This is a genomic window from Marinomonas foliarum, from assembly GCF_003337275.1.
Taxonomy (GTDB): Bacteria; Pseudomonadota; Gammaproteobacteria; order Pseudomonadales; family Marinomonadaceae; genus Marinomonas; species Marinomonas foliarum.
The window spans coordinates 1-15150 of the sequence record NZ_QPJQ01000053.1; the positions used below are offsets into that span (position 1 = coordinate 1).

Consider the following 15150-nt stretch of genomic DNA (forward strand, 5'->3'; position numbering starts at 1 on the left):
GCCGCAAGGGGTTAATCCGTTTAAAAACCACTAAACAAGGTTCAATTATCTTGTTTAGTGGTAGAAAAGTGATAAACCAGCCACATTACTGACTGACATTGGGCTTTTCAGAATGTTAAGGCGCGCAGCTAGACTTGATCGCATGCTCCTTAATTGACGGATTAATTAAAAATGAGCCACAACATGGTTTAGATTTAGACCTGATTGAAACGTTATTTCCATACGGTGGCATCCGTATTGAAGATAATATTAACGTTCTTGAAGGGAGTGGAAGAAACTTAACGCGCGAGGCTTTTGCAGCACTGGGTTAATCGCATTTATTCTTAATCTATGTTGACTCTATAGTCTTTTGAGCCAGTCTTACTGGCTCCTTTAATATCCTATTTGAATCTTGCTATGGTTTTCATCTCGGCACTTTGTATGATTTTAATACAAGGGTATGAGAGGGTTACAATTCAAAGCTCGGTACTGTTAACTTAACAGAACCTCTACCAATTATGCGATAATCTTCAGATGAAAAATTCAAACATCTATGCAGGTTAACGTTATTCTGCATAGATCATCAGCCATGCAGTCTGGTTTTATTGCCATATCCACATAACACACCCTATGATTTGAATAACATGATCAATCTAATCATAATCTGATGTGAATGGTGCTGTTGCCAGCAGATTATTTTGTAACTTTGGTCTACAGAAAATTACTTTAATGGTTACCAAAATATATTTCTTTTAAAGTCGAAAATCATCATGAAGCCTTTGCCAATGCGCTCTTAGCTGGTGTTTGTGCTCTTGTTGCATTGGTAGGTTGTTCAAAATCTCAGGCCAAAGTGTTCTCGCTTTTTCCATCGCATGGTGCAGATGCGGTTTGATCGCTCGCCATGGAATATCTGATTTAGTGGCCCAATGTTCAAAGTGTTTATATGAGACATCGTACCAAGCCTTTGTCTTTGCGAGATTAAGGGCAAAGTGTTGTTCGTTTTCAATATAAACATTTGTTATTACTATGTTAAGTATATTTGGTTGGGAGAGATCAGCTTGAGCTTTCTCTAATAATAAGCTTACCTGTTACTAGTGCTTTTATGGGGGGATTGGTTGCATGCGCTATTATCATGTCATCAATTAATCGAATGGCCATAGACCCGATTTGTTGCTTTGGTACATCTATAGTTGTGAGGGAGGGAGAGAGAAGGCTGCTCATTGGTAAGTTATCAAAACCGACTACAGATACATCAAATGGAATGTTGTACCCAAGTTCTTGTAGTGCACGCATCACGCCAAAGGCCACTATATCGTTAACGCAAAAATAGGCTTCAGCAATACTATCTGCTTTTTCTAGATGTAACTTTGCTTGTTTGTATGCCTCTTCACGTGTGGCCGCTACAGAAAATATATCCCTCTCAGATGTTTGGATGTCTAGTTTGCTGCATGCGCGATGAAAAGCTTCTTCACGTAATTTAAAGTTGGCGACATTAGTATGACTACCAACAAATCCAATCCGTTTGAACCCAGATTTTTTAAAACTGGAGACTACTGCAAAAATTGTTTGGTCATTATCCATGTTTACGAAGTTAGCTTCCAAAAACGGAAAAAAAGTATCTATAAAAACAATGCACTGTCCACATTTAGAAAGGGCGATGATGTCTTCTTCTGAAAGTTCTGTACCTAACGCAATAACACCGCCGAGATCACTCCCTTCTATTGCTTCAAGTATGCTTGGTAAATCTGTGTCATTAAGTGTTAAGACTTCTAGAACATAATCGCGGCGGGAGGCCTCAATGGACATACCGTCTATATAGTCAGAAATGAAATGGTTGTGATCACGGTTTACTGTTTGGCCGTGCTTAGCGATTTTAAGAAAGCGTAGCTTGAGGGATGAAACACTTTTTGATTTGGTTACTTTAAGTCGATAGTCAAGTTCCGACACAGCAGTATGAACTCTGTCTCGAGTTGCTTGGGATATGTCACCTTTACCATTAAGTACGAGTGAAGCTGTCGATGTTGACACTTTGGCATGCTCAGCTACTTGTCTAAGAGTAACTGTTTTCTTGCTAGTTTTATCCATAGTTTAAATATCAATTCTTATTATTGAAGTTGTTTAGTAAACAATTTATGTCTTTTTTTCAAGAATAAAGCCATATTTTTTAGTTAAATATCTATTGTACACTAAAAATCTTACTGGTATGGTTTAGTAAATCAACTGTCATTTTTACTAAATTTTAGGGGGTGAGTTGTGAAGCGTGATGCGAATCTTTGGATGTTATGCGTTTTAATCATCGTTTTGTTTGGATTTGGTGGTGTCGTTTCTGGCGGCACTTACCTATCTTTGTTCAACCTCCAATCAATGGCTATGCAGGTACCCGAAATTGGTCTTTTGGCCATTGGTGTCATGTTGGCGATGTGTGCGGGTAATGGAGGAATTGACTTATCCGGAATCGCAAACGCAAACTTGTCTGGTGTCGCGTCTGGAATTTTTACACTCTCTCTTATTGATGCATCTCAGGATCCTTTGCTTTTCACAATAATCTTTGTAATCGGATGTATGGTTATTGGGTTGCTCGGGGGGATTTTGAATGGAATAGTTATATCACGGTTTGGCATCACCCCAATTCTTGGTACGTTGGGTACACAAATGATATTTACTGGTGTGGCTGTAGTTTTGTCTGATGGCAGATCAGTAACCGTCGGCATTACTGATTCTCTTTACTCAATTGGTAATGGTCTTATCTTCGGCATTCCTTCAAGTTTTATTCTTTTCGTAGTTATCGGTTTTGTCTTAGGTGTGGTCTTGAAGTACACGCCTTATGGTATGAGGCTGATGCTTACAGGCGCAAACCCCAAAGCTGCAGCCTACAGTGGTTTTCCAAGTGGAAAGATCATAGTTACAACTTATGCTCTATCGGGACTTTTAGCTGGCATTGCTGGAGTTATTATAGCGGCACGCAATATCAACGTTAAATGGGACTATGGAACATCCTATCTGCTTATAGCTATTTTGATTGCAATTATGGCTGGTGTGCGACCTGAGGGAGGATATGGTCGTGTGAGTACTGTCATTCTATCAGCTGTCGTATTACAACTCTTATCAAGCTTACTTAACTTTATTGGGTTATCGAATTTTGTTCGAGATTTGGCCTGGGGCGCTCTTCTTTTGTGTTTCTTGGCCGTAGGGCGATTTAATTTAATAAACCAGATTTTAGCATCAATTGCTTCGATGCGTTCCCCTCGCGCGACGGAGTAATAGAAGAAACATAGAGGGTAACTGTAGGAGAAAGTAAAATGAAAAATAAAAATAATATGTTAAATAAAAGTGTCAAAGCAGCTTTATTCACCGCTGTCATGGGTGTGAATTTGGCTGGGAATAGTGTTTTTGCAGCAGAAGATAAAACAATCACAACTGTTGTAAAAATTAGCGGTATTCCATGGTTTGACCGAATGGAGACGGGAGTTGATTTGTATGCAAAACAACATCCTGAAATGAATATTTCTCAAGTTGGTCCGGCGACGGCAGATGCTGCTCAGCAAATGCAAATCATCCAAGATTTGATCGCCAAAGGTACTGATGCTCTTGCAGTGGTGCCGATGGACCCAACAATACTTGAAGCCCTTCTTAAACGCGCTATAGCTCGTGGAACAATTGTCGTTACACACGAGGCTGACAACCAAGTTAATACTATGGTTGATGTCGAAGCTTTCGATAACACAGAGTATGGTACTGCACTAAACGAGCGTCTTGCGGATTGTATGGGTGGCCAAGGTAAGTGGACGACGTTTGTTGGGTCACTTGGCAGCCGTACTCATTTGCAATGGGTCGGTGCAGGTGAAAAAAATGCTATGAAGTATCCGAAAATGCAACTTGTTGATCCAAACAATGAGTCTTTCGATGATGCAAATGGCACCTATCAAAAGGCTAAAGAGATCTTACGCAAACACCCTGATATCAAAGGATTTCAAACATCTGCAGGCAATGATGTTCTAGGCGTTGGTCGTGCTATTGAAGAAGCTGGTCTTACCGGTAAGGTTTGCCTTGTTGGTACAGGTTTGCCAAACCCTTCTGCGGCGTACTTAGATAGTGGTGCTATTACTGCAATCGGCTTCTGGGATCCACAAAAAGCAGGTATGGCAATGAATGAAGTCGCACGTATTTTACTTGAAGGCGGCCAGATCGAAGATGGTATGAACCTTGGTGTTGATGGTTATGAAAAAGTCTCTGTGCGTCCCGGTGCAGGTGCTGGCAAGTTACTAATTGGTAACGGTATGGTTCTTGTTGATAAAGAGACCTATAAAGAACACCTTTTCTAAAAATGACTGATGGATAGGAACGGCTGAAGAAAGTGAATCTTTGAATGTTTACTTCGGCTGTTCCCTTTTAAAACATGGCTGGCCTTTGGTCTGCTTGAATCGTCTTTTTAGAGGGTATAACCCCATGAGTAAAAAACCATCATCAAAAGCAGCTTTTTTATCCCTGAGTGGTATTCATAAGAGATTTGGTGGCGTCCACGCATTACGTGGTGTCGATCTGACGATTGAACAAGGTAAAGCCTATCATTTGCTAGGCGAAAATGGCTGCGGAAAAAGTACCGTTATTAAGATTATGTCTGGAGCGCATGAGCCAACAGAAGGCATTATTAGTTTAGATGGTAAGCATCTAAACTATTTGTCGCCGATGGCAGCTTTGGAAGCTGGAATAGAAACTGTATATCAAGATCTCTCACTACTTCCCAATCTTACAGTGGCGGAAAATGTAGCGTTGGGAGAGCAGCTTGTTGCTGGAAAAGGACGACTTCTTTACCGACTAGATCATCAAAAAATAAAACAAACAGCTATTGCTGCTTTGCGTAAAGTTGGTTTGGAAGCAGACCAAACACTTTTAGGTAAAACTATTTCTGATTTACCTTTGGCAATACGTCAGCGTGTAGCTATCGCTCGTGCTATAGCCTCAGATGCACGCCTTGTAATCATGGATGAGCCCACGACTTCGTTAACACGCCATGAGGTCGAGGTACTGATCGAAGTTGTTGGAAGGTTACTTGATAATAATGTAGCTGTCCTTTTTGTAACCCATAAGCTTGAAGAGAGCTACCGGATTGGCGGCGAAGCTATAGTCTTTCGTGATGGTCTTTGTGTTGCTCAAGGCCCGATTGAAAATTATACGCGTTCCCAACTAGCAGAACTTATGACAGGTCGCTCAATTGAAGCTACCCGTTATAGAGTTGGAAAACCCAAAAATACCACGCTACTTGATATAAAAGATTTAAGTTCAGGGCATGCCTTCCGTGATATCAGCTTTAATATCCGGCATGGTGAGATTGTCGGTATCACAGGTTTATCTGATTCTGGTCGCAATGAGCTTGCAATGGCTTTAGCAGGCCATATTTCTATCCCGCATGGAGTCTTAACTCTCGAAGGCGAAGCAATCCACATTACCTCTCCAGCAAGCGCTATTAGTTACGGAATAGGGTATGTACCCGAGGACCGCTTGTCAGAAGGTCTTTTCATTGAAAAATCCATTTACGAAAACGAGGTTCCTTTAATTCTTAATCGTATTTTAGGAAAGTTTGGCTTGCTGGATGATAAAAAAGGGAGAGCCGCTGCTGGTGAAATATCTTCAGGGATGAAGCTGAATACTAAAGATTTAGACTTACCAGTTAGCGCATTGTCAGGAGGTAATCAGCAGAGAGTTTTAATCGGACGATGGCTGAGTATCAATCCACGGTTATTGATTTTGCACGGACCGACAGTAGGTGTGGATGTAGGTTCAAAAGAGACTATTTTTCACGCCATTCAAGAAATGGCAGAGCGTGGAATAAGTTTAATAGTCGTTTCTGATGATTTACCTGAGTTACTCCAAAATTGTGATCGTATCCTTGTGATGAGTTCAGGGCGAATTGTCGAAAACTTTAATGCTGAAGAAGTGAGCGACGATCATATTTACCAATCTATGATCACCAGTCCACAAGAGACTGCATAATTAAAACGGTGTACCAAAATGACTGATAAAACAATATCTGAAAAGGCTGACTATTCACCTGATCTTGAACGTAAATGGATTTTTTTTCTATTTAAAGGGCGCCCTGAAACTATAAGTTTGATTTTGCTGGTCATGATTTGTGGGGCAGTTGCCTTTATAAATCCATCTTTTTTTAATATGTCATCTTTAGTTGATATTGCTCGAGCAAGTGTGGTGATAGGGCTGTTTGCCCTCGGTGTCTTCACCGTTTTAGCCGCTGGTGGAATTGATATTTCGTTCCCTGCTATAGGTGCTCTTGCTATGTATGGTGTGAGTAGCTTTGTGATTAATGTTTTTCCGGGTATGCCGATGATTTTAATTATTCTTTTCTCTGTGCTTATTGGCGCCACTCTTGGAGCTGTGAATGGTGTTTTGGTGCATGGATTAAGGGTGCCAGCTTTAATCGTAACTATCGGAACACAATACTTATTTCGTGGTATTTTGCTAGTTTTCATTGGCACCGTTTGGTTGATGGAAATGCCATCTCAAATGATTGACTTTGGAAAGTTTTCCTTGTTTGAAATAGAGGCTAATAGCGGCGTTACTGTTAGTTTGCCTGTCTATTTCTTAGTCTTTCCCATTGCCGCGATTACGACGTGGTTCGTCTTCAATCGCACGCTTATGGGGCGAGCGATATTTGCTGTTGGTGGTAATTCTAATGTCGCTGAAAGGCTTGGTTACGACCTGAGAAAAGTACGAATCTTTGCCTTTGGTTATGCAGGAGCATTGGCTGGGTTGGCAGGAGTTATTCAAGCCTCAGCTAATCGTATGGCCAATCCATTTGACTTTGCTGGAATCGAAATTGGTGTCATAGCTGCCGTTGTTTTAGGTGGGGCACGTATTACTGGCGGAACGGGTACTGTTTTTGGAACAGTTCTGGGAGTTTTGCTTGTCACAGTGGTCAACAACGTACTTGTTCTCGTTGGTATTCCAAGTACTTGGCAACGTGTCGTTGTCGGTGCTTTTATTCTTCTGGCCGCAGCCTTTTTCGTCCTGCGCGACCGTAAGTCTGCCCTTTAATTCTGGAGTTAAAAATATGAAGAAATTCCTCAATAATCCTGAAAACTTCGTTGATGAAATGCTTGAAGGTATCTACCTAGCTCATCCGGAAGTGACTAATGTAGCCAATGATTTGCGCTGTTTCGTTCGTACTGAGCCTGTAAAAGGCAAAGTAGGATTGGTGACAGGTGGTGGATCTGGTCACTTGCCCTTATTCCTTGGATACGTGGGCGATAACATGTTGGATGGTGCTGGTGTTGGTGGTGTTTTTCAGTCGCCATCGTCTGAACAGATACTCGAAGTGACAAAGTATGTCGATCAAGGTGCTGGTGTTCTTTATCTATATGGTAATTATTCTGGTGACCTAATCAATTTCGATATGGCAGGCGAGTTAGCTGATTTTGATGGCATCAAAACAGCAACAGTTGTCGGATGTGATGACGTAGCATCCTCGGTTGTTGGTGAAGAGCATAAGAGACGTGGTGTTGCAGGTATTTTCTTTCTATACAAAGCAGCGGGTGCTGCAGCAGCACAGATGAAATCACTAGATGAGGTTGCTCGCATAGCTGAAAAAGCAAGCGTACGAACTCGCACTATCGGTGTAGCTTTGTCGCCATGCATCGTACCTGAAATAGGCAAGCCGAGTTTCAACATAGGCGAAGATGAAATGGAAATAGGCATGGGTATTCATGGAGAGAATGGTATCACTCGAAAAAAGATGGCGGCTGCAGATGATGTAGTCGACGAAATGATGGCTCTTATTCTAGCCGAGCAATCTTATGAAACAGAAAGCGATGTAGCCGTTTTGATTAACGGTCTTGGTGCGACGCCTCTGGAAGAACTCTACGTTATTTATCGCCGTACCGCTCAAGTGTTAAAGCAAGCGGGTGCAAATATTCGACACGTTTTCATCGGTGAATTTGCAACATCTATGGAAATGGCAGGTGCTTCGATTTCTGTCCTAAAGTTAGATGACGAGCTCGAACCTCTTATCGCTGCTGGAGCGAATACACCGTTTTTTAAACATATTAAGTTTTAGAGGTGAGCATTATGGATAACATAACTAAAACCAATCTTCCTATTCTCTTTGAACGTTTCTCTGAAGTGTTTGCTGAACAAAAAGACGCTTTGATTGCCCTCGATAGTAAAGTCGGTGACAGCGATCTTGGTTTGACAATGGCCAAAGGTTTTGCAGCGGCAACAGCAGCTGTTTCTGCGCTTGAAGATGCAAGTGTTGAAACACAACTTAAAACGGCAGGTGTGGCAATTGCACGTGCAGCACCATCGACAATGGGTACGCTTATGGCTACTGGCTTCATGCGTGGATCAGCTGCAGTGAAAGATTGTGAAATGCTAGGAACAGTTCAGCTTGCTGATTTTTGGGTGGCATTTCGTGATGGTGTGGCTCAGCGTGGCCGTGTGCAAGTTGGTGATAAAACGGTCGTTGATGTATTGCACCCTATTGCTGAAACAATGATCAAACAAGCTGAATCTGGTGCAGCTTTGACGGAAGCTCTACATATTGCATATGCAAGTGCATCAGAGGCGCTCGAAGCCACAAAGGACTTGGTCGCTCAACATGGTAAAGCAGCAGCTTTTCAAGAGAAAACCCGTGGTATTCAAGATGCAGGCAGTACTGTTGCTGTTATTTTGATCAAGGCGATGGCTGATTTTGTTAGTGAACTCTAAATTTACATTTATTAAAACTTCAGTGTATTAGGAGAGGCAATATGCAGTATCGAACACTCGGATGGAGCGGCCTAAAAGTTTCAGCTTTGGCTATGGGCACTTTTTCTTTTGGTGGATGTGGGCCGTTTGCGGCTATCGCATCTCAGGGGGGGAAAGAGGCATCTCGGCTTATGGATTGTTGTATCGAACATGGAGTTAATTTAATCGATACCGCTAATATGTACTCAACTGGTCTGTCAGAAGAGATCGTTGGTGAAGCGCTTACCGGTCGCAGTGCAGATATTCTGGTATCCACCAAAGCACGTATGAATATTGGTGAAGGACCAAATGATGAAGGTTCAAGCCGATGGCATTTAATTCGCGAATGCGAACGTTCACTTAAGCGATTAAAAAGAGATCATATTGATATATACCATATTCATGAATGGGATGGTCAAACTCCGGTAGAAGAGACGATGGAAGCGCTCGATACACTGGTCCGTCAGGGCAAAATACGCTATGCAGGTTGTTCCAATTACACTGGATGGCAGATTATGAAATCCTTGATGGCATCTGAGCGAAAAGACTTTCAACGCTTTGTGACACAGCAAATCCATTATACCCTTGAGGCACGAGAAGCCGAATATGAACTTTTGCCTCTTTCAGTTGATCAAGGGATTGGTGTTACTGTCTGGAGTCCGCTTGCTGCAGGACTACTGAGTGGTAAGCATACTCGTGATACACCTATTGCTTCAGGTAGTCGTCAGGCGCGAGGCTGGAGTGAACCACCTATTCGTGATCAAGATCGCTTATGGAAGATTGTAGATGTTTTAAATGATATTGCATCTATTCATAAGGTTGAGGCGGCTCAGATTGCTTTGGCTTGGACACTCTCGCGTCCAGCTGTCGCATCATTGATTGTTGGTGGAACTTCTGTACAACAGTTTGAAAATAACTTCCGTGCCTTAGATTTGGTTTTGAGTTCAGAAGAATTAGTACTTCTCGATAATGTAAGCAGGCCACCACAAATTTATCCGCTTTGGCACCAGTCTCAATTTGCTGCTTCACGGTTCGGTTTGTCTGATTTAGCAGGGGCAGGTGCCTTTTAATCATTTCTTTGTGCTGAGTCCCCAGGCTAACCTTTTGCATGGTATTGGTTTAACTGTTTGTATTATGGACACTGAAACTATTCGGTTATATTGAATGTATTTGCGGTTTAACTGAATAGTCGAACGGTTTTGAATTAGCGGGTTCTTTCTGAAGAGCTTGGTATAACAATACAACTTCAAAGTGACCGCACGAGAAAAAGACTTTTTTATTTTTAAGTAAGATAGTGACGATGCGATAACTTGGGGGCTTATGTGTGCAACGTTATGTTCAGCTATTTGCTCGTATTCTCGATTTTACCATTCAGTAAAGCATGATATTTATCTGGATAGGAACTGTGTTGAAAGGTCTAGATGTCACAGCTGTTTAAAGCGATTAACTCGCCTCCAAAGAATTACTAACGAGTAGTAGTTGAACGCAGCCATGTATCATCATTCCTTTAGTGTTTCTAATAACAATGCTATCCATGGGCACGATTCGAGATTTAGTTGTTTGTATAACAACAAAGTTTTATGTGGAGAAAAGATAGATGAGAAACCACGTTCATGATGCACCTGCCAATTATGTTATAGGTGTTGACGTCGGCACTGGAAGCGCTAGAGCTGGCTTATTCGATCTACAAGGTAATATGCTACATGTTGCGAAGCATGAGATCACAACGTTTCAAGACGTCGATGCTCGATACGAACAATCGTCCGACAATATTTGGCAAGCCATCTGTGCCTGTGTGAAGTCTGTCGTCAGTGCATCGAAATTGTCTGCTGATGCTATTGTCGGCTTATCATTCGACGCCACTTGCTCTTTAGTGGTTGTAGATGAGAGCTTTGCCCCTTTACCCGTTGGCGAGCATAACATTGCGGAACGTAATGTTATTGTTTGGATGGATCAACGAGCAACCGACCAAGCTCATGATATTAATGCACTCGGACATAGTGTTTTAAACTACGTCGGGAATCGCATCTCACCAGAGATGCAAACACCGAAATTATTGTGGCTTAAAAAATACTTGCCAGAGACTTATCACAAAGCTGCGCATTTCTTTGATCTAACGGATTATCTTACCTTTAGAGCATCAGGTTCATTGGCACGGTCTATTTGTACGCTTGTGTGCAAATGGACTTACCTTGCCCATGAAAGCCGTTGGGACGCCTCTTATTTCGAAGCCATTGGGTTAGAAGATTTATCTCATACTCAGTTTTCAAAAATCGGCTCTGAGGTTGTTTCTCCTGGAACATCGTTAGCACAAGGCTTAACGGATAGTGCTGCAATGCAACTTGGGTTAAACGCAGGAACCGCGGTGGCGGCTGGGTTAATTGACGCTCATGCCGGCGCTATTGGATCTGTTGGAGCACTAACAGAAGACGGAATTTCTGCGCCCTCTGAATGTATGGCTTATGTTTTTGGCACCTCGGCTTGTACCTTAACGACCTCATCAAATGCGATAAAAGTACCCGGTGTTTGGGGGCCTTATTTCTCAGCAATGCTCCCAGAAATGTGGCTTAACGAAGCTGGCCAGTCTGCGGCAGGGGCAGCAATTGATCACTTGGTAATGATGCATCCTTCTTCAGCCGAAGCGCAGCAGTTAGCAAAGGAAGCCAAACTTCCTTTGAGTGTATGGCTGTCTAATCGTGCTAAATCAAACATTCATAATTTGAGTGAAGCGATCAATCTAGCCAAGGGGGTACACGTTGTCCCTGAGTTTTTGGGTAATAGGGCACCTTTTGCTGATCCAAAAGCCAGAGCAATCATAGCGGGGTTAAATATGGATAAATCTATTGATAGCCTAGTAACACTTTATATCGCTGGTATTTGCGGACTTGCTTATGGGTTGCGACAAATTATCGAAGCTCAGGCAGAACAAGGGTTGACCATCTCAAGGGTTATTATCAGTGGCGGTGCTGGACAAGATCCATTGGTGCGTCAGCTCATTTCTGACGCAACTGGTAAAGAGGTGATTGCACCAAGCTCGGATGAACCCGTCATGCTTGGAACCGCTATGCTAGCTGCGGTTGCTGCTGGCAGATATTCCAACTTAGAAAGTGCGATGAAAGCCATGTCTTCTTTTGGGAAAAAGTATTTACCGGCCGAGACTGATATCTGCAAACAGCATGATGCTCGATTCTTAGCGTTTTGTAGACTTCAATCTGTTGCTAGGGAGTTGTAACCGTGACATTCGATACTGAAATAGCAGTGGCATCTGAACTTGGAAAGCTCAAGTTAATTATCTTTGATTGCGATGGCGTGTTAGTTGACAGTGAAAATTTGTCTATTGCGGCTTTGCATGATGTGATTCTTAAACAAGGTGGAATACTGAGTGAAGAAGAGGTAATTCAACAATTCCAAGGTCGCAGTATGAAATCGGCACGGGATGAATTGTTTGCTAAACAAGGCGTAATGCTATCGCAGGAATCGTTGGATGAAATGAACAAACAGTTGTTTACGTGTTTTAAAGAAGAGCTACAGCCCGTTCAAGGTGTAAGGAGCTTCATTGAATCACTCGATTTGCCTGTTTGCGTTGCTTCATCCTCTCATCCAGAACGAATTGATGTGAGTCTAACTGCTACAAAGCTTAAGTCGTATTTTGCTGGCAATATTTTCTCTTCCACTATGGTTCAAAGTGGCAAGCCAGCACCGGATTTGTTTTTATTTGCAGCAAAAAATATGTCTGTTCCTGCGGACTGTGCTCTAGTTATTGAAGACAGTCCTGCTGGTGTCGAAGCCGCTCGACGTGCCGGGATGCTTTGTATAGGCCTGACTGCTGGCTCTCATGCAAAGCATCCAAATCACAAACAACGACTTATTGAGGCTGGAGCCCATTGGGTTGTAAGTAGCTATGAAGAGGTTGCTGAAGTGGTTGAGAAGCTATCAGAGATCAACTAACCTAAGAGTAATGGACTTGACTTTGCTATACAGTTTCAAACTTGAAAATCTTCATGAAGTCTCTGCCAGTGTTCTTTCAGTTGTTTTTTATGTGCTTCATTCATCGGTAGGTTTTTTAAAGCCTCAGGCCAAAGGTTTCTGGCTTTTTCCATCGTATCGTCTAAATGTGGTTTGATCGCTCGCCATGGAATATCTGATTTAATTGCCCAATGTTCAAAGTGTTTATATGAGACATCGTACCAAGCCTTCGTCTTTGCAAGGTTAAGAGCGAAGTGTTGTTCATAAACACTGGTGGTGACTATGTCGTAAGCAGGCGAAAATCGGGGGGGGGGGTACTTGATCTGAATACAGTAAGCTCCAGTTTTTCAAATGGGCGTCGCCGTTTGCTAATAGGATGTTGGCGAGTAAACGACGGGCAAGTTGTTGGGCGTCATTTAGACCATCACCAGAAAACTGATACAAGATTTTTGCTATTTGTTCGTAGTTGCCTGAACTGTATTTTTCATGTGGGTACTTCACAAGAACTTGAGCAAAGTCTTCCATATGAATGCGTTGATCGTCACGTCGATCAAATCGTTTTATGGCGAAAGCTAATTTTTCATCAGGAAGATTGATTTGAGGAAGGTTGTCTAATTGGTCTATCTCGACCAATTTTATTTCAGGAATATCAACGCCAATGAGAGAGGCGAGAGTCATGGCTGTGAACTCGTTTGCGGGCACTTCTTTGTGTTTAGTAGAGGGTGTTTTCACAATCCAATCGCCAAGCACATTGTCTTTCGAAAGATTATATCGACCGTCTTTTTCTTTCATGGAAAACTTCATCTGAACGCCTGCCAAGGAGAACTTGTTCTCTTGGCTGAGTTTGTCGAATTTAACCGCTTTTACTTGACCATGAGATGAGAATAAATGGACAGGAACATCTTCAGGCTCCATCGGTTCAGCGACTAATGCACCAGGTAAATCCATACCCAGATATGACAAAATATGGAACTCATTATCTACATGGGTTTTGAGCCCTTGAGCGATCAGCTCTCGCAACTTCCTAGACTTTACTCGACATTATCAAATTCGAAAATCCTCATGAAGTCTCTGCCAGTGCTCTCTTAGGTGCTGTTTGTGATCTTCATTCATTGGTAGGTCTTTTAGCGCGTTCGGCCAAAGTGTTCTGGCTTTTTCCATCACATCGTCCAGATGCGGCTTGATCGCTCGCCATGGAATATCTGATTTAGTAGCCCAATGTTCAAAGTGTTTATATGAGACATCGTACCAAGCCTTTGTCTTTGCAAGGTTAAGGGCAAAGTGTTGTTCGTTTTCAATATAAACACTGGTGGTGACTATGTCGTAAGCAGGCGAGAGCCTGGGTGTTACTTGATCTGAATACAGTAAGCTCCAGTTTTTCAAATGGGCGTCGCCGTTTGCTAATAGGATGTTGGCGAGTAAACGACGGGCAAGTTGTTGGGCGTCATTTAGACCATCACCAGAAAACTGATACAGGATTTTTGCTATTTGCTCGTAGTTGCCTGAATTGTATTTTTCATGTGGGTACTTCACAAGAACTTGAGCAAAGTCTTCCATGTGAATACGTTGGTCGTCACGTCGATCAAATCGCTTTATAGCGAAGGCCAATTTTTCATCAGGAAGATTGATTTGAGGAAGGTTGTCTAACTGGTCTATCTCGACCAATTTTATTTCAGGAATATCTACGCCAATGAGAGAGGCGAGAGTCATGGCTGTGAACTCGTTGGCGGGCACTTCTTTGTGTTTAGTGGAAGGTGTTTTCACAATCCAATCGCCAAGCACATTGTCTTTCGATAGATTGTATCGACCGTCTTTTTCCTTCATGGAAAACTTCATTTGAACGCCTGCCAAGGAGAACTTGTTCTCTTGGCTGAGTTTGTCGAATTTAACCGCTTTTACTTGACCATGAGATGAGAATAAATGGACAGGAACATCTTCAGGCTCCATTGGCTCAGCGACTAATGCACCCGGTAAATCCATACCCAGATAAGACAAAATATGGAACTCATTATCAACATGAGTTTTGAGCCCTTGAGCGATTAGTTCCCGCAAGGAGCCTTCAGGCAATAGATTGGACAAAATAGGATGCAGACGTTGGTTTGTTGCCCATGGCTCAGATAGCATTTTATCGGCACGTGGAAAATTTGGATGGGTGGTTAAGCTAAAAGTAGGGCGAGCTGTACTAGATTGATAGCTTTCAGCAAAATGAAGAACATTACGTCCATTCTTTGCCCCTGCCAAATACCCCACTAGATGGCCATGTAGCGTCAATTTAAGAACACTAATTTCCGTTGTCATCTTCGTCTCCATCTTCTAATAACCCTTTCCATGGATCATCCGATAGTTTTTTTTGTTCATCAGAATGATCAGGCTGTGTTCTGGTCAAGTCCAACCGGACACTTTCCTAAAGGAGTTTTCATACTCAATGGGTGATTGGTCGCCATTCGACGAATGTAATCGCTCCAGATT

At 42.4% G+C, this 15150-nt stretch carries 13 protein-coding genes; 10 read left to right on the forward strand and 3 right to left on the reverse strand.

Annotation, left to right across the window (positions count from 1 at the left end):
* The first annotated feature begins 134 nt into the window (after positions 1 to 134).
* A complete protein-coding gene (locus DFP77_RS18605) occupies positions 135 to 311 on the forward strand; it encodes a hypothetical protein (protein WP_181858593.1) in 177 nt (58 codons plus the stop codon).
* A gap of 721 nt (positions 312 to 1032) precedes the next feature.
* Here the strand turns inward: DFP77_RS18605 and DFP77_RS18615 are convergent.
* Positions 1033 to 2064 carry a LacI family DNA-binding transcriptional regulator gene (locus DFP77_RS18615; RefSeq protein WP_114413698.1) on the reverse strand — a complete coding sequence of 344 codons (1032 nt, stop codon included), beginning with the start codon at positions 2062 to 2064 and terminating at the stop codon, positions 1033 to 1035.
* A 168-nt stretch (positions 2065 to 2232) separates the two neighbouring features.
* Here DFP77_RS18615 and DFP77_RS18620 point away from each other — a divergent pair, with 168 nt between their 5' ends.
* The 9 genes from DFP77_RS18620 to DFP77_RS18660 all read left to right on the forward strand — a co-directional run bounded on the left by DFP77_RS18620 (position 2233) and on the right by DFP77_RS18660 (position 12663).
* On the forward strand, positions 2233 to 3240 hold the full coding sequence (locus DFP77_RS18620) for an ABC transporter permease (RefSeq protein WP_220235559.1): 1008 nt from the start codon (positions 2233 to 2235) through the stop codon (positions 3238 to 3240).
* Between the two features lie 38 nt (positions 3241 to 3278).
* A complete protein-coding gene (locus DFP77_RS18625) occupies positions 3279 to 4301 on the forward strand; it encodes a substrate-binding domain-containing protein (RefSeq protein WP_220235560.1) in 1023 nt (340 codons plus the stop codon).
* A 124-nt stretch (positions 4302 to 4425) separates the two neighbouring features.
* Positions 4426 to 5970, forward strand: coding sequence for a sugar ABC transporter ATP-binding protein (locus tag DFP77_RS18630; RefSeq protein WP_114413699.1), 1545 nt, complete (start codon positions 4426 to 4428; stop codon positions 5968 to 5970).
* An 18-nt stretch (positions 5971 to 5988) separates the two neighbouring features.
* Entirely contained in the window at positions 5989 to 7029 is a 1041-nt protein-coding gene (locus DFP77_RS18635; protein WP_114413700.1) for an ABC transporter permease, read from the forward strand.
* Positions 7030 to 7045: 16 nt separating this feature from the next.
* The gene (locus DFP77_RS18640; protein WP_114413701.1) at positions 7046 to 8047 is read left to right on the forward strand and encodes a dihydroxyacetone kinase subunit DhaK; all 1002 of its coding nucleotides are present in this window, start codon (positions 7046 to 7048) and stop codon (positions 8045 to 8047) included.
* Between the two features lie 11 nt (positions 8048 to 8058).
* Positions 8059 to 8697, forward strand: a complete 639-nt coding sequence (locus DFP77_RS18645) for a dihydroxyacetone kinase subunit L (protein WP_114413702.1) — start codon at positions 8059 to 8061, stop codon at positions 8695 to 8697.
* Between the two features lie 41 nt (positions 8698 to 8738).
* Positions 8739 to 9785: an aldo/keto reductase gene (locus DFP77_RS18650; RefSeq protein ID WP_114413703.1), complete on the forward strand. Its 1047-nt coding sequence runs from the start codon at positions 8739 to 8741 to the stop codon at positions 9783 to 9785.
* Positions 9786 to 10312: 527 nt separating this feature from the next.
* Positions 10313 to 11947: an FGGY-family carbohydrate kinase gene (locus DFP77_RS18655; RefSeq protein WP_114413704.1), complete on the forward strand. Its 1635-nt coding sequence runs from the start codon at positions 10313 to 10315 to the stop codon at positions 11945 to 11947.
* A 2-nt stretch (positions 11948 to 11949) separates the two neighbouring features.
* Positions 11950 to 12663 carry an HAD family hydrolase gene (locus DFP77_RS18660; protein ID WP_100187028.1) on the forward strand — a complete coding sequence of 238 codons (714 nt, stop codon included), beginning with the start codon at positions 11950 to 11952 and terminating at the stop codon, positions 12661 to 12663.
* Between the two features lie 279 nt (positions 12664 to 12942).
* On the opposite strand, the gene DFP77_RS18665 is transcribed toward DFP77_RS18660, so the two are convergent.
* Both DFP77_RS18665 and DFP77_RS18670 read right to left on the reverse strand, forming a co-directional pair.
* Entirely contained in the window at positions 12943 to 13701 is a 759-nt protein-coding gene (locus tag DFP77_RS18665) for a type II toxin-antitoxin system HipA family toxin (protein ID WP_220235561.1), read from the reverse strand.
* 24 nt (positions 13702 to 13725) lie between these two features.
* The gene (locus DFP77_RS18670) at positions 13726 to 14979 is read right to left on the reverse strand and encodes a type II toxin-antitoxin system HipA family toxin (RefSeq protein WP_114413705.1); all 1254 of its coding nucleotides are present in this window, start codon (positions 14977 to 14979) and stop codon (positions 13726 to 13728) included.
* Positions 14980 to 15150 lie beyond the last annotated feature (171 nt).

Coding starts and splice junctions, on each gene's coding strand:
- DFP77_RS18650 (WP_114413703.1), top strand. CDS start 8,739: ATGCAGTATCGAACACTCGGATGGAGCGGCCTAAAAGTTTCAGCTTTG.
- DFP77_RS18630 (WP_114413699.1), top strand. CDS start 4,426: ATGAGTAAAAAACCATCATCAAAAGCAGCTTTTTTATCCCTGAGTGGT.
- DFP77_RS18615 (WP_114413698.1), bottom strand. CDS start 2,064: ATGGATAAAACTAGCAAGAAAACAGTTACTCTTAGACAAGTAGCTGAG.
- DFP77_RS18670 (WP_114413705.1), bottom strand. CDS start 14,979: ATGACAACGGAAATTAGTGTTCTTAAATTGACGCTACATGGCCATCTA.
- DFP77_RS18645 (WP_114413702.1), top strand. CDS start 8,059: ATGGATAACATAACTAAAACCAATCTTCCTATTCTCTTTGAACGTTTC.
- DFP77_RS18655 (WP_114413704.1), top strand. CDS start 10,313: ATGAGAAACCACGTTCATGATGCACCTGCCAATTATGTTATAGGTGTT.
- DFP77_RS18635 (WP_114413700.1), top strand. CDS start 5,989: ATGACTGATAAAACAATATCTGAAAAGGCTGACTATTCACCTGATCTT.
- DFP77_RS18625 (WP_220235560.1), top strand. CDS start 3,279: ATGAAAAATAAAAATAATATGTTAAATAAAAGTGTCAAAGCAGCTTTA.
- DFP77_RS18640 (WP_114413701.1), top strand. CDS start 7,046: ATGAAGAAATTCCTCAATAATCCTGAAAACTTCGTTGATGAAATGCTT.